Here is a 19,613-nt window from a genome sequence, read left to right on the forward strand (position 1 = left end):
AGCATGTGGATGCGTCGGGAGCCGGACCGTGGACACTGCGAGGATTCCCCCGTTTCCTGGGCACGGGAATGCCTCGCGCACGAGCACCGACGACCACGGAAGGTCCTGATCAGATGCCCACAACCCCTCCCGCCGCCACCTCCCCGACCTCCTTCGACGCCGAGCAGCGCGTGATCGAGGCGCTCTACGCGGACGTGGTCCGCCGGAACAGGGGTGAGACGGAGTTCCACCAGGCGGTCCGCGAGGTCCTGGAGACCCTCGGGCCGGTGCTCGCCCGCCGCCCCGAGTTCGTCGACGCCCGGATCATCGAGCGGATCTGCGAGCCCGAGCGGCAGCTCATGTTCCGGGTGCCGTGGACGGACGACTCCGGCGACATCCACGTGAACCGCGGCTTCCGGGTGGAGTTCAGCAGCGTCCTCGGCCCGTACAAGGGCGGGCTGCGCTTCCACCCCTCGGTGAACCTCGGCATCGTCAAGTTCCTCGGCTTCGAGCAGATCTTCAAGAACGCGCTCACCGGGCTGTCGATCGGCGGCGGCAAGGGCGGCTCCGACTTCGACCCCAAGGGCCGCTCGGACGCCGAGGTCATGCGGTTCTGCCAGTCCTTCATGACCGAGCTGTACCGCCACCTCGGCGAGCACACCGATGTCCCCGCCGGGGACATCGGCGTCGGCGGCCGGGAGATCGGCTACCTGTTCGGCCAGTACAAGCGGATCACCAACCGCTACGAGAGCGGCGTGCTCACCGGCAAGGGCCTCGGCTGGGGCGGCGCGCAGGCCAGGACCGAGGCGACCGGCTACGGCTGCGTGCTGTTCACCGCCGAGATGCTGCACAGCCGCGGCGAGAGCCTGGACGGGCGCCGGGTCGTCGTCTCCGGATCCGGCAACGTCGCCATCTATGCGATCGAGAAGGCGCAGCAGCTCGGCGCGACCGTGCTCACCTGCTCCGACTCCACCGGCTACGTGGTGGACGAGAAGGGCATCGACCTCGCGCTCCTCAAGGAGGTCAAGGAGGTCCGGCGCGGCCGGGTCGCCGACTACGCCGAACTGCGCGGCAGCCACGTCCGGTTCGTCGAGGGCCCTGGCGTGTGGAGCGTGCCCTGCGACGTCGCGCTGCCCTGCGCCACCCAGAACGAGCTGACCGAGACGGACGCGCTGGCCCTGGTGCGGGGCGGGGTGCTGGCGGTCGCCGAGGGGGCCAACATGCCCACCACCCCGGAGGCGGTCCGGGTGTTCCAGGAAGCCGGGGTGGCCTTCGGCCCGGGCAAGGCGGCGAACGCGGGCGGCGTGGCCACCAGCGCCCTGGAGATGCAGCAGAACGCCTCGCGCGACTCCTGGACCTTCGCCCGCACCGAGGAGCGGCTGGCCGGGATCATGAAGCACATCCACGACTCCTGCTTCACCACCGCCGAGCGCTACGGACATCCGGGCGACTACGTGGTGGGCGCGAACATCGCCGGCTTCGAGCTGGTCGGGGACGCGATGCTGGCCCAGGGCCTGATCTGAGTCCTGCCGCCCTCCGCCCGGCGCCGACGTCCCTCCGCCCGGCGCCCCTCCGCCCGGCGCCCGCGGCCCTTCGCTTGGCGCCGACGGCGCCACTCGCCGTCACCCGGCGATCGGTACCCGACCGGAGCGGGCACCGATTGTCGGGTGCGGCAGGGTGGGTCCTTCCTACGGTGGTGATCAGTAAGGGAAGGACGGGGTCGGAGTGCTGGAACACCTGAACCGGGCGATGGAGCACATCGAACGGAACCTGGACCAGGAGGTCGAGGTCGCCGAGCTGGCCCGGATCGCGATGACGTCGGAGTACCACTTCCGACGGTTGTTCTCGATGCTCTCCGGGATGCCGCTGTCGGACTACGTCCGGCGCCGGCGGTTGACCGTCGCCGGGGCCGAAGTCCTCGGTGGGGAGCGGACGTTGCTGGAGGTCGCGATCCGGTACGGCTACACCTCGGGGGAGGCGTTCGCCCGGGCGTTCCGGGCGATGCACGGGGTCGGGCCCGGTGAGGCCCGGCGCGAGGGCGCGGTGCTCAAGTCCCAGCCCCGGATGTCCTTCCGACTCGTCGTGGAGGGAAGCAGCAGTATGGAATACCGGATCATCGAGCAGCCGGACTTCCGGATCATCGGTCGGCGGGCGCGGGTCCCGCTGGTGCACGAGGGCGTGAACCCGGCCATCGCCTCGTTCATCAAGGGGCTCGGCCAGGAGACCGTCGACCGGATCTCGGCGCTCTCGGGCCGCGAGCCGGAAGGCATCCTCTCGGTCACCGAGTTCTTCTCGGAGAGCCGCGAAGAGGGTGTCGAACTCGACTACTACCACGCGGTGGTGGCGGACGCGGACACCGTCGTCCCGGACGGCCTGGACGTTCGGGAGGTGCCGGCGGGCACCTGGGCGGCCTTCTCCAACACCGGGACCTTCCCGAAGGCCCTCCAGGAGATGTGGCGGGACGTCTTCACGCAGTGGTTCCCGTCCAACCCGTACGAGTTCCGGCCGGGGCCGGAGATCCTGCGCACCCGGTTCCTGTCGGACGGCCAGGCGGAGGCCCAGCTGTGGATTCCGGTGGCGCGGGCGCTGCGCTGACGGACGGCCGCTGACAGCTGACAGGTGACAGCCGACAACTAACAGATGACAGATAACAGATTTCGAAATCTGTTATCTGTCATCTGTTAGTTGTTCGCCCACAGCGCCCACTGCCGCCGCCCGCCGCCCCGCCCGCCCCCGTTCGGCCCAGCAGCGCCCGCACCCGTCCTCCCCCGCCCGCATGCTGGGGCGGGGGAGGACGGGGGATCGCAACCGCTACCCGAGGAGTGGGATCACCGATGGCCAAGGCATTCGGCTTCGTCGACTACGGCGGGCCGGAGACACAGGAGTTCCTGGACCGCCCGGTGCTGGAGCCCGGCCCCGGGCAGCTGGCGATCGCGGTCGGCGCGGCCGGGGTGAACCCGGTGGACTGGAAGATCCGCACGGGCCTGCTCGGCCGGGAGCGCGAACTCCCCGCCGTCATGGGCCAGGAGGCCTCGGGCGTGGTCCTGCAAGTCGGCCCCGGGGTCACCGGATTCACCCCGGGCGATGAGGTGTTCGGCCTCGCGGCCGCCGGTGCCTACGCCGAACAGACGCTGATGCGCGCCGAGTTGAGCGCGCTCAAGCCCGAGGGCGTCGGCTTCGACCAGGCGGCCGTCCTGCCCGTGTCGGCGGCCACCGCGGACGACGCCGTCCGTGACCTCGGCCTCGGCGCCGGCCGGACGCTGCTGATCCTCGGCATCGCCGGCGGTGTCGGCAGCGCGGCCGCCCAGATCGCCCGCAGTCGCGGCCTGATCGTCCTCGGCACCGCGAGCGACGCCAACCGTGCGTACGTCGAGTCCCTCGGCGCGGTGCCGGTCCGCTACGGCGACGGCGTCGCCGAACGGATCGCGGCCGCGGCGCCCGACGGCGTCGACGGCATCCTCGACCTGGTCGGAGGCGACGCCCTGCGGGCCGCCGTCCCCGTGCGCAAGGACCGTACGGAGCTGGTCAGCACCGCCGACCCGGCCACCGTGGCCGAACTCGGCGGCCGCTACATCACCCGCTCGACGACGTCCGAGACCCTGTCCGCGCTGGCGGCCCTGGTCGCCGCCGGTGAGCTGGACCCGAACATCACCGGCCGCTACCCGCTGGCCCGGGCCGCCGAGGCGCTCGCCTTCGTCGAATCCGGCCATGCCCGCGGCAAGGTGGTGCTCGAAGTCGCGTGACACAAAGCAAGAGTGACGATCAGTCAACAAGGACCGAGAGATCGAGAACCGAGAGAAGAAGTCGAGAGAAGAAGCCATGAAGCAGAACTCCGTGACCATCGGCGGCCCCTGCTGGGTCGAGTTGGGCACCTCCGACCCGGCCGCCGCCAGCACCTTCTACGGCGAGTTGTTCGGCTGGCGGGCCGAGGCCGATGTGCGCCCCGAGGCCAGCGGCTACACCCAGATGTTCCTCGGCGACGCCACGGCGGCCGCCGTCAGCCCGCGGTTCGCGCCGCAGCAGCCCATCGCCTGGTCGACCTGCTTCGCGGTCACCGACACCGACGCCACCGTCGCGAAGGTCGAGAACGCCGGCGGCAAGGTCCTGAAGGAGCCCACCGACGTGTCCGACCTCGGCCGCTTCGCGGTGGTCGGGGACAGCTCCGGCGCGGTGTTCCTGCTCTGGCAGGCCCGCGCGTTCGCGGGCGCCGAGGTGTTCAACGAGCCGGGCTCGCTCGGCTGGGTGGAACTGCTCACCCGCGACCCGGCCGGTGCGACCGCCTTCTACCCGGCGGTCTTCGGCTGGTCCGTCAGCCCGTCCGAGCAGTACACCCAGTGGGGCCTGGACGGCGCCGACTTCGGCGGCATGCTGGTGATGGACGACCGCTTCCCGCCGCAGGTGCCGCCGCACTGGCTGCCGTACTTCTCGGTCGCGGACGTCGACAACACCGTCGCCCGGGCGAGCGGCCTCGGCGCGGACGTGCTGATGGGGGCCACCGACGTGCCGGACGGCCCCCGGATCGCCGTGCTGCGCGACCCGCAGGGCGCGTCGTTCGGCGTCTACCTGGCCGGCACCGAGGGCTGACCCCCCCCGGAGGCCACGCCCTGCCCGCGCCCCTGCCCGCGCCCCTGTCGACGCCCCTGCCGAGGACCCCGACGTCCTCCCGTCGGGCGCAGTCTCCGCCCTCACACCGGACGCCGACTGCGGCTGGAGCGCCACGCCGCCGCCGTCGCGCCTGCGGTGACGAGCAGCGCGCCGATCGGCACCACGTCGCCGATCCGGTCGTACCAGGTCAGCGCCCCGGGCTCGGTGAGCGGCAGTCGGACGGTCAGCGTGCCGGTGCCGTCGGTACCGAGCCGGGCGAGCTCGCGGCCCTGCGCGTCGAAGGCCGCCGACACCCCGGTCAGCGAGGCCTGCACGGCCGGCCGGCCGGTCTCGGCGGCCCGGATCGCCGCCAGCGAGACGTGCTGCTCGGGTGCCCAGGTGTGCTGGAAGGTCGAGGTGGAGGACTGGTAGACCAGCACCCGGGCGCCGTCCCGCGCGGCGGTGCGGGCCAGGTCGGGGAAGGCCGACTCGAAGCAGATCAGCGCGCCGACCGGCAGCGGTCCGCCCGCCCGGTCGGTGGCCGGCAGGACGTGGAAGGCGGTGCCGGGCGCCCGGTTCTCGCCGGCCGCCCGGCTGACGCCGGCGATCCAGCCGAGCACCGGCCGCAGCGGGATGTACTCGCCGAAGGGCACCAGCCGGATCTTGCGGTAGCGGTCCAGCACGCCCGCGGGGGAGACCAGTACCGCGTCCTTGGAGATCCGCCCGTCCGCCTTGCGGGCGTCCTCCCCGGCGATGATCTGCGCCCCGGTGGCGGTGGAGAGTTGGCGCAGCCGGTCGAGCGCGGCCGGGTCGCGGTCGAGGTCGGCGGTGGTGCTGCTCTCGCCCCAGACGACCAGGTCCACCGGCTGCCCGCCGAGCGCGGCGGTGGCCTGGGCGCTGGCCTCGAACCGGGCCTGCGGGTCGTCCACGATGCCGGGCTGGACCAGCGCGACGGTGACCGCCCCGGCCGGGGCGGGGGCGTCGCGCAGGGCGAACAGCAGCGGTCCGGCGGCCAGGACCAGGACGGTGGTCAGCGCCGCGAGGGCGCGCGGCCGCCGGTGCGCGGCGGTCAGGACGATCAGCACCCCGGTGTTGGCGGCCGCGACGGCCGCGCTGACCAGCCAGATCCCGCCGGTCGAGGCGAGCCCGAGGATCGTCGGGTGCTGCCACTGGGTGGCGCCGAGCAGTGCCCACGGCCCGCCGAGGGCGTCCCAGGAGCGCGCGTACTCGGTGGTCACCCAGACCGCCGGGACGACGAGCAGCGCGAGCAGCGCCCGACGGTCGGTCAGCGGCGGGTGCAGCAGCCGGTGGACGGCGTACCCGAAGCCGCCCTGAAGCGCCCCGAACAGCACCGCGAGCACCGGTAGCCCCGGCCCGATGGACGGGACCAGCCAGTACATCGCGGTCAGGATGAAGCCCGCCCCGAACCACCACCCGCGCACCGCCGCCTCCCGCCCGCCGGGCGCGCGCTGCATCAGCAGCATCCCGGGGACGAGCGCGACCCACGCCAGCCAGGCCTGCCCCGCCGCCGGGAAGGCGAGCACCGGTACCGCCCCGGCGGCCAGGGCGCCGAACCGCGCGCGGTAGCGGTGCGGGCGCGCCTGCGGGTGGCCGCCGTGTCCGGACTGCCCGCCGTGTTCGGAGTGCCCGGGAGGTTCAGGGTGCCGGGGGTGCCCGGGATGCGAGGAGTGCTCGCGGTGCCCGGGATGCGGGGAGTGCTCAGGGTGCTCGCGGTGCTCGGAGTGCTCCCGGTGCGGCGTGCGCCGGGCGGGGCTGGTGAGGGCGAGGCGGCGGGGCATGCCCCGTATTGTCCGCTCGGACGGACTGCGCCACCAGTGTTCCTGTCACCCGAATGGACTACGGGAACACTGGTGGCCACCCCCGTGGCTCAGCCCTCGTCGCCCTCCAGGTCCCCCTCGGTCTCCAGGAACGCGGCCTGCAACTGCGCGATCAGCTCCGGGTCGGGCTGCTCCCAGAGCCCGCGGCTGGCCGCCTCCAGCAGCCGCTCGCTGATCCCGTGCAGCGCCCACGGGTTGGCGCCGGTCAGGAACTCCCGGTTGACCGGGTCGAGCACGTACTCCTGGGTGAGCTTCTCGTACATCCAGTCCGCGACCACGCCCGTCGTGGCGTCGTAGCCGAACAGGTAGTCCACCGTCGCGGCCATCTCGAACGCGCCCTTGTACCCGTGCCGGCGCATCGCCTCGATCCAGCGCGGGTTGACCACCCGGGCGCGGAAGACGCGGGCGGCCTCCTCGGTCAGCGTCCGGGTGCGGACCGTCTCCGGGCGGGTCGAGTCGCCGATGTAGGCGGTCGGCGCCTTGCCGGTGAGCGCCCGGACGGTGGCCACCATGCCGCCGTGGTACTGGAAGTAGTCGTCCGAGTCGGCGATGTCGTGCTCGCGGGTGTCGGTGTTCTTCGCGGCGACGGTGATCCGCTTGTACGCGGTCTCCATCTCCTCGCGGGCCGGCCGCCCGTCCAGTCCGCGCCCGTAGGCGTAGCCGCCCCAGACCGTGTACACCTCGGCCAGGTCGGCGTCGGTGCGCCAGTCCCGGCTGTCGATCAGCTGGAGCAGGCCCGCGCCGTAGGTGCCCGGGCGGGAGCCGAAGACGCGGACGGTGGCCTTGCGCTCGTCGCCGTGCACCGCGAGGTCGGCCTGGACGTGGGCGCGCACGAAGTTCTGCTCCGCGGGCTCCTCCTGGGCGGCGGCCAGGCGCACCGCGTCGTCCAGCAGGGCGACCACGTGCGGGAAGGCGTCGCGGAAGAAGCCGGAGATGCGCAGCGTCACGTCGATGCGCGGGCGGCCCAGCTCGGCGAGGGCGATCGGCTCCAGGCCGGTGACCCGGCGCGAGGCGTCGTCCCAGACCGGGCGGACGCCGAGCAGGGCGAAGGCCTCGGCGATGTCGTCGCCGGCGGTGCGCATCGCGCTGGTGCCCCACAGCGACAGCCCGACCGAGGGCGGGTAGGCGCCGTCGTTGTCGGCGGTGTACCGCTCGACCAGCGAGGCGGCGAGCGCCTGGCCGGTCTCCCAGGCGAGCTTGCTCGGGACGGCCTTCGGGTCGACGGAGTAGAAGTTGCGGCCGGTCGGCAGCACGTTGACCAGGCCGCGCAGCGGCGAGCCGGAGGGCCCGGCCGGGACGAAGCCGCCGCGCAGCGCGTGCAGCACGGCGTCCAGCTCGTCGGTGGTGGCGGCCAGCCGCGGCACCACCTGGGTGGCGGCGAAGGTCAGCACCTCGTGGACGGCCTCCGGCAGCCCGACGGCGACCTTCTCCACCGCCTCGACCGCCCAGTCCTGCGCCTCCATGGCCTCGACCAGGGCGCGGGCCTGGGCCTCGGCGGCGTCGGTGGCCCCGAGGGTGAGCGCGGCCTCGTCCAGCCCGAGCGCCTCGCGCAGGCCCGGCAGCGCGCTGACGCCGCCCCAGATCTGGCGGGCGCGCAGGATGGCGAGCACGATGTTGACCCGGTCGGTGCCGGCCGGCGCCTGTCCGAGGACGTGCAGGCCGTCGCGGATCTGGGCGTCCTTGATCTCGCACAGCCAGCCGTCGACGTGCAGCAGGAAGTCGTCGAAGCCGTCGTCCTCGGGGCGCTCGTCCAGACCGAGGTCGTGGTCCAGCTTGGCGGCCTGGATGAGGGTCCAGATCTGCGCGCGGATCGCGGGCAGCTTGGCCGGGTCCATCGCGGCGATGTTGGAGTGCTCGTCCAGCAGCTGCTCCAGGCGGGCGATGTCGCCGTAGGAGTCGGCGCGGGCCATCGGCGGGACGAGGTGGTCGACCAGGGTGGCGTGGGCGCGGCGCTTGGCCTGGGTGCCCTCGCCCGGGTCGTTGACCAGGAACGGGTAGATCAGCGGCAGATCGCCCAGGACGGCGTCCGGGCCGCACTCGGCGGACAGCGCGGCGGTCTTGCCGGGCAGCCACTCCAGGTTGCCGTGCTTGCCGAGGTGGATGACGGCGTGCGCGCCGAAGCCGCCGTCGGCCTGCGCGGCCTCGATCCAGCGGTAGGCGGCCAGGTAGTGGTGGCTCGGCGGCAGGTCGGGGTCGTGGTAGATGGCGACGGGGTTCTCGCCGAAGCCGCGCGGCGGCTGGATCAGGACGAGCAGGTTCCCGGAGCGGATCGCGGCCAGCACGATGTCGCCGTCCGGGTTCTGCGAGCGGTCGACGTACAGCTCGCCGGGGGCCGGGCCCCAGTGCGCCTCGACCTGCTCGCGCAGCCCCTGGGGGAGCGTGGCGTACCAGCGGCGGTAGTCGGCGGCGGGGATGCGCACCGGGTTGCGGGCCAGCTGGTCCTCGGTGAGCCAGTCCTGGTCGTAGCCGCCGGCCGCGATCAGGGCGTGGATCAGGGCGTCGCCCTCGTGGGAGGCGTCGAGGGAGGAGTCCTGGGACGCGTCGTGGGAGCCGTCGGGCGAGGCGTCGCGGGAGCCGTCGTGGCCGTCCCCGTTCGTTCCGTCCAGCCCGGGGAGGTCCGAACCCAGGTCCATGCCCTCCGCGCGCAGCCGGTTCAGCAGGCGGATCGCGCTGGCCGGGGTGTCCAGGCCGACGGCGTTGCCGACCCGGGCGTGCTTGGTCGGGTAGGCGGACAGCACGAGCGCCAGGCGGCGCTCGGCGGCCGGGATGTGCCGCAGCCGGGCGTGCTTGACGGCGGTGCCGGCCACCCGGGCGGCGCGCTCCGGGTCGGCGGCGTAGACGGTGAGGCCGTCCTCGTCCAGCTCCTTGAAGGAGAACGGGACGCTGATCAGCCGGCCGTCGAACTCCGGCACCGCGATCTGGGTGGCGGTGTCCAGCGGGGACAGGCCGTCGTCGCTGGCCTCCCACTGGGCGCGCGACCAGGTGAGGCAGAGCGCCTGGAGGATCGGCCGGTCCAGGGCGGCGAGCGCGCCCGCGTCCCAGGCCTCCTCGTCGCCGCCGGCCTGCGCGTCGGCCGGGCGGGTGCCGCCGGCGGCGAGCACGGTGGTGACGAGCGTGTCGGCCTCGCCGAGTGCGGCCAGCAGCTCGGGCTCGGCGCCGCGCAGCGAGGCGCAGTAGTAGGCCCTGGCCTGCGCACCCTGGTCCTCGATCGCCTGGCAGAGCGTCTCGACGAAGGCGGTGTTGCCGCTCATGTGGTGGGCGCGGTAGTAGAGCACCGCGACCGTCGGGCCGTCCTGCGTACGGGCTTCGCGCTCCAGCGGCCCCCAGGCCGGGGCGGAGGCGGGCGGGGCGAAGCCGTGGCCGGTCAGCAGCACGGTGTCGGAGAGGAAGGCGGCCAGCTCGGCGAGGTTGGCGGCGCCGCCGTGCGCGAGGTAGGCGTGCGCCTCGGCGGCGATGCCGGCCGGGACGGTGGACAGCTCCATCAGCTGGGCGTCGGGGGCCTGTTCACCGGTCAGCACGATCACCGGGCGGGGGCCGGCCAACAGCGTGTCCAGGCCCTCCTGCCAGGCGCGGCGACCGCCGAGCAGGCGGACCACGACGAGGTCGGTGCCCTCCAGCAGCGCGGGCAGGTCCTCGGGGGTGAGCCGGGCCGGGTTGCCGAGCCGGTAGCGGACCGGGCCTTCGGCGGCGCGGGCACTGAGCAGGTCGGTGTCGGACGTCGACAGCAGCAGGATCATGCGAAGGCCCTCCCGGCCTCGGAGCCGCCCCGAGCCGAAGGGCGCGCCGGCGTGGAAAGTGACGAGTGACGAGCGACGGACGAAAGCGCGTGGCATGCGACGGACGAAGGCGCGTGGCATGCGGCGGACGAAAGCGAGCGACGGCGCGTGACCGGCGACCGAAGGAGCGCCGAGACGTCGGCGAAGCGCCCGGAGTCGGGCGGGCGTGAGGTGCCCGGGGACCCGGGCGCGGGCATGCGGCAGCGCATTGCTCTTCGAGCCTTCCTCGGGGTCCGCGCCCCGGGCCGGTGGAGGACGGCAGGAGTTCCTGGCTCCCGCGGCCGTCCGGTCTCCCGGTGAACCGCGGTCACAGTGGCGGGACCGCACCGGGCTTGCACCGGTTTCCTCCCCTGCGCCGTCGCTGGCGTGCGGACGGTCCGCGGGGACCGTCCGCCAGCATCGTACGGGGTGCGGCTGACCTGGGGGAGGGCGATCCCGGGGAGGCCGCCCGGAGCGCCCGGGGTGTGAGGCGACGGACAAAGGCAACCGATCGGATCATCTGTATGCTCGCGGCCATGCCACCGACACCCGACGCCACCGCGCCGGGCGCCGCGGTGCCCGACCGGGGGCGCGCGGACGCCTGCCCAGGGGCCCTTCGTCTACATCCGGCCGACGACGGCGCCCTGGCCCGGGTCCGGCTGCCCGGCGGTCTGCTGACGGACCGTCAGGTACTGGCGCTGGCCGACGCCGCCGAGGCGCTCGGCGACGGCGAACTGGAGACCACCTCCCGCGGCAACGTCCAACTCCGCGGCCTGGCTTCGCACTGCGGGGCCGAACTCGCCGAACGGCTGCGCGCCGTCGGCCTGCTGCCCTCGGACACGCACGAACGGGTCCGCAACATCGTGGCCTCCCCGCTCGCCGGGCTCGACGGACACGGCTTCGCCGACGTGCAGGCCTGGGTGCGGGAGCTGGACGCGCGGCTGTGCGCGAGCGACTGGGCGGCCGGGCTCTCCGGCAAGTTCCTGTTCGCGCTGGACGACGGGCGGGGCGACGTCGCCGCGTTCGACGCCGATGTGACATTGATCGCAGGCCCGGACGGGTCGGCGCTGCTGCGCCTCGGACGGGCCGCCCACGGGCGTCCGGTGCCGGCGGGGCAGGAGGTGACGGCCGTGCTCGACGCGGCCCGGACCTTCCTTGGCGTGCTGCGCGAGAGCGGGCGCAAGGCCTGGCACCTGCGCGAGGTCCCCGAGCTGCTGCCGGCCGGGCCCGTGCCGGTGCCCGCCCTCGCCGGGGCCGCGCCCGCGGTCGGCGTGGTCCGCACGGCCGGCTCGTTCCCCGAGGTGGCGGGCGGGCTGTCGGTGGGCATGCGCTTCGGCCGGGCCGGCGCCGCGCAGTGGCGGGAACTCGCGGGCGCCTGCGCCGGGGAGATCCGGCTGACGCCCTGGCGCGGCGCGGTGCTGCCGGGGGCGCCGGCCGACCGGCTGCCCACGCTGGCGGCGGCCGGGTTCCGGACCGCGCCCGGCTCGCCCTGGGAGCGGGCCACCGCCTGCACCGGACTGCCGGGGTGCGCCAAGTCGCGGGCCGACGTCCGGGCCGACGCGGCGCGGGCGCTCGATGCGGCAGCCGCCACCGGGAGCCCGCCGGTCGGCGGCCTTCCGGCTACCGGCCTTCCGGTTACCGGCTTTCCGGCTACCGGCCTTCCGACTGCGGGCCTTCCGATGGCCGGCCTCCCGACCGCCGGTCTCCCGGTGCACTGGTCGGGGTGTGAACGACGCTGCGGTCATCCGGCCGGGCGGTGGGTGGACGTGCTCGCCACCGGGCAGGGCTACCGGGTGACGGTGAACGGTCCGGCGGCCGCCGGGGCGGCCGTGGACGTGACGAACGAGGAGATGGCCGAGGCGGTCGCCGAGGCCAGGAGGACCACGAAGTGATCGAGTACGAGAAGGACGGCGCGTCCATCTACCGCCAGTCCTTTGCCACCATCCGTGCGGAGGCCGACCTGGCCGCCCTCCCGGCGGACGTCTCCCAGGTCGCGGTGCGGATGATCCACGCCTGCGGGATGGTCGACCTGGTCGAGGACCTGGTGTACTCACCGGGCGTGGTCGCCTCCGCGCGCGCGGCGCTGCGGGCCGGGGCGCCGATCCTGTGCGACGTGAACATGGTGGCGAGCGGCGTCACCCGCAAGCGGCTGCCCGCCGACAACGAGGTCGTGTGCACCCTCACCGACCCGTCCGTGCCGGAGCTCGCCCGGAAGATGGGCAACACCCGCAGCGCCGCCGCCATGGAACTGTGGCTGCCCCGGCTGGAAGGCGCGGTGGTGGCCGTCGGCAACGCGCCGACCTCGCTGTTCCGGCTGCTGGAGATGATCGAGGCCGGCGCGCCGCGCCCGGCCGCGGTGATCGGCGTCCCGGTCGGCTTCATCGGCGCCGCCGAGTCCAAGCAGGCCCTGGCCGAGCACCCGTCCGGCCTGGAGCACCTGGTGGTGCGCGGCCGGCGCGGTGGCAGCGCGATCGCCGCCGCCGCCGTCAACGCGATTGCGAGCGAAGAAGAGTGACGGATCGTCAGATCTCTGGTGCCGGCCGGCTCTACGGGGTCGGGCTCGGCCCCGGCGACCCGTCGCTGGTGACCGTCCGGGCGGCCGAACTCATCGGCAAGGCCGACGTGGTGGCCTACCACAGCGCCCGGCACGGCCGGTCCATCGCGCGCTCGATCGCCGAACGCTATCTGACGGGCGGTCAGATCGAGGAGAAGCTGGTCTACCCGATCACGGTCGAGACCACCGACCACCCGGGCGGCTACCGGGGCGCGCTGGACGACTTCTACGAGGAGGCCGCCGCCCGGCTGGCCGCCCACCTGGACGCCGGCCGCGACGTCGTGGTCCTCGCCGAGGGCGACCCGCTGTTCTACGGCTCGTACCAGCACATGCACAAGCGGCTCGCGCACCGCTACCCGACCGAGGTGGTGCCGGGCGTGACCTCCGTCAGCGCCGCGGCCGCCCGGCTCGGCCAGCCGCTGACCGAGGCCGAGGAGACGCTCACCGTCATCCCGGGCACGCTGCCCGAGGAGGAGCTGACGGCGCGGATCGCCGCCGCCGACTCCGCCGTGATCATGAAGCTGGGGCGCACCTTCCCGGCCGTCCGGCGGGCGCTGGAGCGGGCCGGCCGGCTCGACGACGCGCAGTACGTCGAGCGCGCGTTCATGGACGGGGAGCGCATCCTGCCGCTCGCGGAGGTCGAGGGCGAGACCGTCCCGTACTTCTCGGTGGCGGTGCTGCCGAGCAAGGTCGCGCCGCTGGAGCCGGTGGAGCGGCGGACGGACGGCGCGGGCGCGGTGGCCGTCATCGGCACCGGTCCGGCCGGGCCGCTCTGGCTCACCCCCGAGGCGCGCGGCGTCCTCGCCGAGGCGACCGACCTGGTCGGCTACACCACCTACCTGGACCGGGTGCCCGAGCGGCCGGGGCAGCGGCGGCACGGCTCGGACAACAAGGTCGAGTCGGAGCGCGCCGAGTACGCCCTCGAACTGGCCCGCCGCGGGCACAAGGTCGCGGTGGTGTCCTCGGGTGACCCGGGCGTCTTCGCGATGGCCACCGCCGTCCTGGAGGTCGCCTGCGAGGAGGCCTACCGGGACGTCCCGGTGCGGATCGTCCCGGGGATGACCGCGGCGCACGCGGCCGCCTCCCGGGCCGGCGCCCCGCTCGGGCACGACTACGCGGTGGTGTCGCTGTCGGACCGGCTCAAGCCCTGGGACGTGGTGGCCCGCAGGCTGCGCGCGGCGGCCGAGGCGGACCTGGTGCTCGCGCTCTACAACCCGGGCTCGAAGTCGCGCACCACGCAGGTCGCCCTCGCCCGGGACCTGCTGCTGGAGTACCGCGCGCCCGAGACGCCGGTGGTGATGGCGCGTGACGTCGGCGGGCCGACCGAGCGCGTGCGGATCGTCCGGTTGGGCGAGCTGGATCCGGCGCTGGTCGACATGCGGACGATCCTGCTGATCGGCTCCTCGCAGACCCAGGCGGTCGAGCGGGGCGGCGGCGTGAAGGTCGTCTGGACGCCGCGGCGGTACCCGGAGGAGTAACGGGCGACGACTGACAGAAAACAGATGACAGCTAACAGATTTCATCATCTGTTAGTTGTCATCTGTTTTCTGTTACTTGTTCGCCGCCCGGCGTCCCCGCCTCCCCGTCACCGGGTTGGCTTGGCGATCACCAGCTCCGTGTTGTGGTCCTCGCCCGCGCCCAGCAGCGCCGCCGGCCGGCCGTTCGGGTCGTTGTACGACAGCTCGCGGTACAGCGCGGCGAGGTTGGCGTCCGAGGTGCTGCCGAAGTCCGTGCCGTACGGTGCGGAGGACTCGATCAGCGTCGTGAACAGGGAGAGCGTGCCGTCCCCGTTGTCCGCGATCTCGATGATGCGCCCGTGCTGCGGGTAGTCGATGTGCGAGGCGGTGTTGATCTCCCAGAACGCCCGCTCCGGCACCGCGTGGCCGTGCGCCGTGACCTTGTTCATGTGGGTGTGGCCGTTCACCCACGCGATCACGTTCGGGTAGCGCTGGAGCAGCGCCACCAGCTCGTTGCCGTCGTGCCGCTTCTCGAAGATGTTGCGCGGGTCGGGCAGCAGGTTGCCCATGGTGGTGCTCGTGTGGTGGCTGAACAGGAGGATCACCTCGTCCGTGCTGCCGCCCGTCACCTTGCGTCCGTCGGTGTCGTACCAGTGCCCGCTGTGCGCCTTCAACTGCTGCTCCAGCCAGCGCAGTTGCGCGGTGCCCAGTGAACCGTCCGCGAACCCGGCCTGGTTGGTGGTGTCCAGGCTGATGCCGAGCACCTTCTCCGAGATGCGGAAGGTGTAGTAGAGCTTGCCGCTGCCCACCATGTCCGAGGTGAAACCGTGCCCGTACGGGCCGGCGCCGGTGTGCGCCGGGTTCAGGTGGGCCTTGGCGAACTCCTTGAGCGTGAACGGCCGTCGGCGCTCGTCCGGGGTGATCCGGCGCACCGCGTCGCCGCTCGCGAGCAGCTTCGCGAGCAGGAGCGCGGCGCCGGCCGGGTCGCGGCGCAGCGAGTCCATCAGCCGGGCCGCGTCCGCGTCGTTGCAGCCCTCCAGCTTGTACTGGCCGGTGTAGAGGTCGTTCAGCAGCCCGAGGTCCGGCAGCGAACCCTCAAGGCTGTCATCGTGGTTGCCGACCGTCGTGTACCAGGGCGTACGCAGGCCCGGCGCGTCGAACGGCCGGCCGGCGGCGTCGAGGAAGCCCGGTATCTGCGGGAAGCCCTTCGCCTTGTAGCCGTCGTTGTAGGCGAGTTCGGGGTTCCAGTAGGCGGCGTTGCCCGAGTTCTGCACGCCTTCGTAGCGGTTCGGGTCACCGGTGTTCTGGGCGAGCCGACCGCCGCCCATGACGGTGAGGTACCAGTCGAGTTCGGCCTGCTCGTGGTTGTCGGTGTTGTCGCCGGTGGCCATCACCATGCTGAACGGCATCCCGGTGTAGGGGCCGCCGTCGAGCGCGTTGACCCGCTCGACGAGGGCCGAGACGCCGCGGGCGTTCAGGGCCTCCTGCGGCCGGTACGCGCTGCCGGTGAACCGGGCCAGGTACTCGAATCGCACCGGGGACTCGGTGTCCACCAGGTGCAGGTCGCTGAACTGGACGAAGCTGGCCAGCCCGGTCCGTCGGTCGTCCCGCCCGGTGCCCGGCGCCGCCAGGTCGCCGCGAACCACCAGCGGCCAGCCCGGCCCGGCCGTCAGTCGCTTGTACCCGCCGGTGCCGACGGGCGTGGCCACCTGGTCGAGCGTGGTGCCCGTCGTCTTGACCGCCCGCGCGGCGGTGGCCGTCAGTGCGCGCTCGCGCTCCGCCGCCGAGGCGAACTGCCCGCCGCCCAGCGACAAGGCCGACCAGGCGGCGGCCACCGACGTACCGGTGAGGAACGTACGCCGACTCATCCCTGCCACAAAAACCCCCACATGCTGATGGCCCGGCCGGACAACCCGGCCGCCGGACCCCGTGTCATGAACCCGCCCTCTGGCGGACCGCCAGATTACTCACTGGTAGGAGCGGGGTGCGAGGCCCGTGCGGAGAACTCTTCGGGAACGCGGGGCAGCGGCCGCTCCCCGACTCGGACACCGGGCCGCGGGGCCCCGCTCCACCGCCCCCGGTCGGGGCGCGGCCAGGCGAATGGGGGAAAATCGGTACCGACGGCCGGTGCGGCCGCACCTCAACGGAGCCGGAAGCGAGACGCAGGTGGCCAAAGCGGGAGCCGAAGCGGGGGCCGAAGCGGCGGTCAAGGCTGGAGTCGAAGCCGGGGGCCGGGCCGGCCAGCTGAAGAGCAGCGGCCTGCGGCACGGCTGGACCACGGGCGCCTGCGCCACCGCCGCCACCAAGGCCGCGTACACCGCGCTGCTCACCGGTGAGTTCCCGGACCCGGTGGCCATCACCCTCCCCAAGGGCCAGCAGCCGGCCTTCGCCCTCGCCGCCGAGGAACTCGTCGCCGCGGAACTTGCCCCCAGGGCCGGGGGGCTGGCCACCGGGGAGCGGGCCGCCGGGGGCCGAGCCGCCGTCCCGCCCATGCCGGCGAGCGCCATGGCCGCCGTGGTCAAGGACGCCGGCGACGATCCCGACGTCACCCACGGCGCGCTGATCCGCTCGACGGTGCGGGCCGGCGAGCCCGGCGCCGGCGTGGTGTTCCGGGCCGGCCCGGGGGTGGGGACGGTCACCAAGGCGGGCCTGCCGCTGCCCGTCGGCGAGCCCGCGATCAACCCGGTGCCCCGGCAGATGATCCGCGACGCCGTGGCGGAGGTGGCCGCCGCGCACGGCGGCAGCGGGGACGTGGTGGTCGAGATCTCCGTGGACCACGGCGAGGAGATCGCCCGTTCCACCTGGAATCCACGGCTGGGCATCCTCGGGGGCCTGTCCATCCTCGGGACCACCGGCATCGTCGTCCCCTACTCCTGCTCCGCCTGGATCGACTCCATCCGCCGCGGCGTGGACGTGGCCCGGGCGGCGGGCCGCACCCACGTGGCCGGCTGTACCGGTTCGACCTCCGAGAAGGTCGCCGTCGCCGTGCACGGACTGCCTGAGGACGCGCTGCTCGACATGGGCGACTTCGCGGGCGCCGTCCTCAAGTACCTCAAGCGCCACCCGGTGCCCCGGCTGACGATCGCGGGCGGCTTCGCCAAGCTGTCCAAGCTCGCCGCCGGCCACCTCGACCTGCATTCGGCGCGCTCCCAGGTGGACAAGGGGTACCTGGCCGAACTGGCGCGGCGGGGCGGGGCCGACGGGGCGCTGGCCGAGGCGGTGGCCGCCGCCAACACCGGGTTGGAGGCGGTGCAGTTGTGCCGGGCGGCCGGGGTGCCGCTGGGCGATCTGGTCGCCGAGGCGGCGCGGGCGACGGCGCTCGGCGTGCTGGTCGGCTCGCCGGTGGCGGTGGACGTCATCTGCATCGACCGCGCGGGCACCGTCGTCGGCCGGGTGGAGCCGCTCGGGCCGTGACGCTCTCACAGAATCGCGGCAATACCGCCTGGTGATGTGAAGATCTGACGTTCATACGGGGCGAGAAACGGACAAAAGGAGTGTCGCGCCCGCCCCTGGTTCTGTCGCCATCTCAACCATGAGATATGGTCTGGCGAGTGACAGGCGACTACCTCACCCGTATCGGCACCCTCATCCGTACCGCCCGCCAGCACCGCGGCTGGTCCCAGGCACAGCTCGGCGAGGCCCTCGGCACCAGCCAGAGCGCGGTCAACCGCATCGAGCAGGGCAAGCAGAACGTCAGCCTTGAGATGATCGCGCGCATCGGCGAAGCCCTCGACAGCGAGATCGTCTCCCTCGGCTACTCCGGCCCGATGCACCTGAGGGTCGCCGGCGGCACCCGACTCTCCGGCGCCATCGACGTCCGCAGCAGCAAGAACGCCTGCGTCGCGATCCTCTGCGCCTCGCTGCTGACCACCGGACGCACCACGCTGCGCAGCGTCGCCCGGATCGAAGAGGTCTACCGCATCCTCGAGGTGCTCACCAGCATCGGCGTCAAGAGCCGCTGGACCAACGACGGCCGCGACCTCGAACTCACCCCGCCCGCCGAGCTCGACCTCGCGGCGATGGACGTCGAGGCGGCCCGCCGCACCCGCAGCGTGCTGATGTTCCTTGGCCCGCTGATGCACCGCGCCAGTCGCTTCGCCATCCCGTACGCGGGTGGCTGCGACCTCGGCACCCGCACCGTCGAGCCGCACCTGACCGCGCTGCGCCGCTTCGGGCTGGAGGTCGCCACCACCGGCGGCGCCTACCACGCCTCGGTCGAGCCGGGCACCCCGCTGGACCGTCCGATCGTGCTGACCGAGCGCGGGGACACCGTCACCGAGAACGCCCTGCTGGCCGCCGTCCGGCACGACGGCGTCAGCGTCATCCGCAACGCCTCGCCCAACTACATGGTCCAGGACCTGTGCTTCTTCCTGGAGAAGCTGGGCGTACGGATCGAGGGCGTCGGCACCACCACCCTCACCGTCCACGGTGTCCCGGAGATCACCTGCGACGTCGACTACACCCCGGCCGAGGACCCGGTGGAGGCGATGAGCCTGCTCGCCGCCGCCGTCGTCACCTCCTCCGAGCTGACGATCCGCCGGGTGCCGATCGAGTTCCTGGAGATCGAACTCGCGGTGCTGGAGGGGATGGGCCTCGACTACGACCGGACCCCCGAGTACCGGGCCCACAACGGCCACACCCGCCTGGTCGACCTCACCGTGCGCCCGTCCAAGCTGACCGCGCCGATCGACACCATCCACCCGATGCCGTTCCCCGGCATCAACATCGACAACGTGCCGTTCTTCGCGGCCATCGCCGCGGCCGCCCACGGCACCACGATGATCCACGACTGGGTCTACGACAACCGTGCGATCTACCTCACCGAGCTGACCCGCCTCGGCGCCGACGTCAAGCTCCTCGACCCGCACCGCGTCCTGGTCCAGGGCCCCACCCGCTGGCGCGCCGCCGAGATGATGTGCCCGCCGGCCCTGCGCCCCGCGGTCGTCATCCTCCTCGCGATGCTCGCCGCCCAGGGCACCTCCGTCCTGCGCAACGTCTACGTCATCAACCGCGGCTACGAGGACCTCGCCGAGCGCCTCAACTCCATCGGCGCGCAGATCGAGACCTTCCGCGACATCTGATCCGATCCGGATCTGAAGCACGATCAGATGGCCGACCGGCCGCACGCGTTGCGGCCGGTCGGCCATTGCGGGCTAGGGGCTCTCTTTCGGATCACGCCGGGCGCGCGACGCCGGAGCACGCACCTCGCCGCGTTGTCGTCGGTCGCCGATACTCCGCATGGACTCCCTCCTCCGCCTTGCGATGCACGCACTCCGACGCCGCGCGCTGATCCGACGTGATCCGAAAGAGAGCCCCTAGTCGCACCTCCTCGCCGTAGTGCCCCAGGACGTCCAACGACTCGGCGGCGGCGACGAGTTGACGGGCGTGGCTGCACTCGCGGCGCCAGGCCGCGAAGGCTTCGTCCGGGTCGGCGGTGTCGGCGTCG

The 19,613-nt window shown here is 73.3% G+C and carries 12 protein-coding genes and 1 riboswitch; of the genes, 9 read left to right on the top strand and 3 right to left on the bottom strand.

Going from position 1 to position 19,613, the window contains the following annotated elements; all coding sequences use genetic code 11:
- Positions 1 to 113: 113 nt before the first annotated feature.
- The 4 genes from gdhA (at position 114) to A6F73_RS26420 (ending at position 4,563) form a co-directional block, all read left to right on the top strand.
- Entirely contained in the window at positions 114 to 1,502 is a 1,389-nt protein-coding gene (gene gdhA, locus A6F73_RS26405) for an NADP-specific glutamate dehydrogenase (RefSeq protein WP_063350065.1), read from the top strand.
- A gap of 202 nt (positions 1,503 to 1,704) precedes the next feature.
- The gene (locus A6F73_RS26410) at positions 1,705 to 2,574 is read left to right on the top strand and encodes an AraC family transcriptional regulator (RefSeq protein ID WP_063350066.1); all 870 of its coding nucleotides are present in this window, start codon (positions 1,705 to 1,707) and stop codon (positions 2,572 to 2,574) included.
- Between the two features lie 239 nt (positions 2,575 to 2,813).
- Positions 2,814 to 3,722 (top strand): NADP-dependent oxidoreductase, encoded by a 909-nt coding sequence (locus tag A6F73_RS26415; protein ID WP_063350067.1) that lies wholly within the window; start codon positions 2,814 to 2,816, stop codon positions 3,720 to 3,722.
- Between the two features lie 76 nt (positions 3,723 to 3,798).
- Positions 3,799 to 4,563 (top strand): VOC family protein, encoded by a 765-nt coding sequence (locus tag A6F73_RS26420; protein ID WP_063350068.1) that lies wholly within the window; start codon positions 3,799 to 3,801, stop codon positions 4,561 to 4,563.
- Positions 4,564 to 4,664: 101 nt separating this feature from the next.
- Here the strand turns inward: A6F73_RS26420 and lnt are convergent, their stop codons facing one another.
- Both lnt and cobN read right to left on the bottom strand, forming a co-directional pair.
- A complete protein-coding gene (gene lnt, locus A6F73_RS26425; RefSeq protein WP_063350069.1) occupies positions 4,665 to 6,362 on the bottom strand; it encodes an apolipoprotein N-acyltransferase in 1,698 nt (565 codons plus the stop codon).
- Positions 6,363 to 6,451: 89 nt separating this feature from the next.
- The gene (gene cobN / locus A6F73_RS26430) at positions 6,452 to 10,138 is read right to left on the bottom strand and encodes a cobaltochelatase subunit CobN (RefSeq protein WP_063350070.1); all 3,687 of its coding nucleotides are present in this window, start codon (positions 10,136 to 10,138) and stop codon (positions 6,452 to 6,454) included.
- Between the two features lie 301 nt (positions 10,139 to 10,439).
- A riboswitch (cobalamin riboswitch) is annotated at positions 10,440 to 10,525 on the bottom strand.
- Positions 10,526 to 10,692: 167 nt separating this feature from the next.
- Between cobN and A6F73_RS26435 the strand changes: the two genes are divergently transcribed.
- From A6F73_RS26435 to A6F73_RS26445, 3 genes are read left to right on the top strand one after another with little or no spacing between them, the layout of a single operon-like run.
- Positions 10,693 to 12,048: a hypothetical protein gene (locus A6F73_RS26435; protein ID WP_244293503.1), complete on the top strand. Its 1,356-nt coding sequence runs from the start codon at positions 10,693 to 10,695 to the stop codon at positions 12,046 to 12,048.
- Positions 12,045 to 12,671 carry a precorrin-8X methylmutase gene (locus A6F73_RS26440; protein WP_063350072.1) on the top strand — a complete coding sequence of 209 codons (627 nt, stop codon included), beginning with the start codon at positions 12,045 to 12,047 and terminating at the stop codon, positions 12,669 to 12,671. Before A6F73_RS26435 ends, A6F73_RS26440 begins: the two co-directional genes overlap by 4 nt.
- On the top strand, positions 12,668 to 14,188 hold the full coding sequence (locus A6F73_RS26445) for a precorrin-2 C(20)-methyltransferase (protein WP_063350073.1): 1,521 nt from the start codon (positions 12,668 to 12,670) through the stop codon (positions 14,186 to 14,188). Before A6F73_RS26440 ends, A6F73_RS26445 begins: the two co-directional genes overlap by 4 nt.
- Positions 14,189 to 14,295: 107 nt before the next feature.
- Here the strand turns inward: A6F73_RS26445 and A6F73_RS26450 are convergent, their stop codons facing one another.
- Positions 14,296 to 16,035, bottom strand: coding sequence for a TIGR03767 family metallophosphoesterase (locus tag A6F73_RS26450; protein WP_079136030.1), 1,740 nt, complete (start codon positions 16,033 to 16,035; stop codon positions 14,296 to 14,298).
- 298 nt (positions 16,036 to 16,333) lie between these two features.
- Here A6F73_RS26450 and A6F73_RS26455 point away from each other — a divergent pair, with 298 nt between their 5' ends.
- Both A6F73_RS26455 and A6F73_RS26460 read left to right on the top strand, forming a co-directional pair.
- Positions 16,334 to 17,581: a cobalt-precorrin-5B (C(1))-methyltransferase gene (locus A6F73_RS26455; protein WP_063351552.1), complete on the top strand. Its 1,248-nt coding sequence runs from the start codon at positions 16,334 to 16,336 to the stop codon at positions 17,579 to 17,581.
- Positions 17,582 to 17,718: 137 nt separating this feature from the next.
- The gene (locus tag A6F73_RS26460; RefSeq protein ID WP_107452962.1) at positions 17,719 to 19,248 is read left to right on the top strand and encodes a UDP-N-acetylglucosamine 1-carboxyvinyltransferase; all 1,530 of its coding nucleotides are present in this window, start codon (positions 17,719 to 17,721) and stop codon (positions 19,246 to 19,248) included.
- Positions 19,249 to 19,613: the final 365 nt, after the last annotated feature.

This window comes from Streptomyces sp. MJM8645 (genome assembly GCF_001625365.1).
Taxonomy (GTDB): domain Bacteria; phylum Actinomycetota; class Actinomycetes; order Streptomycetales; family Streptomycetaceae; genus Kitasatospora.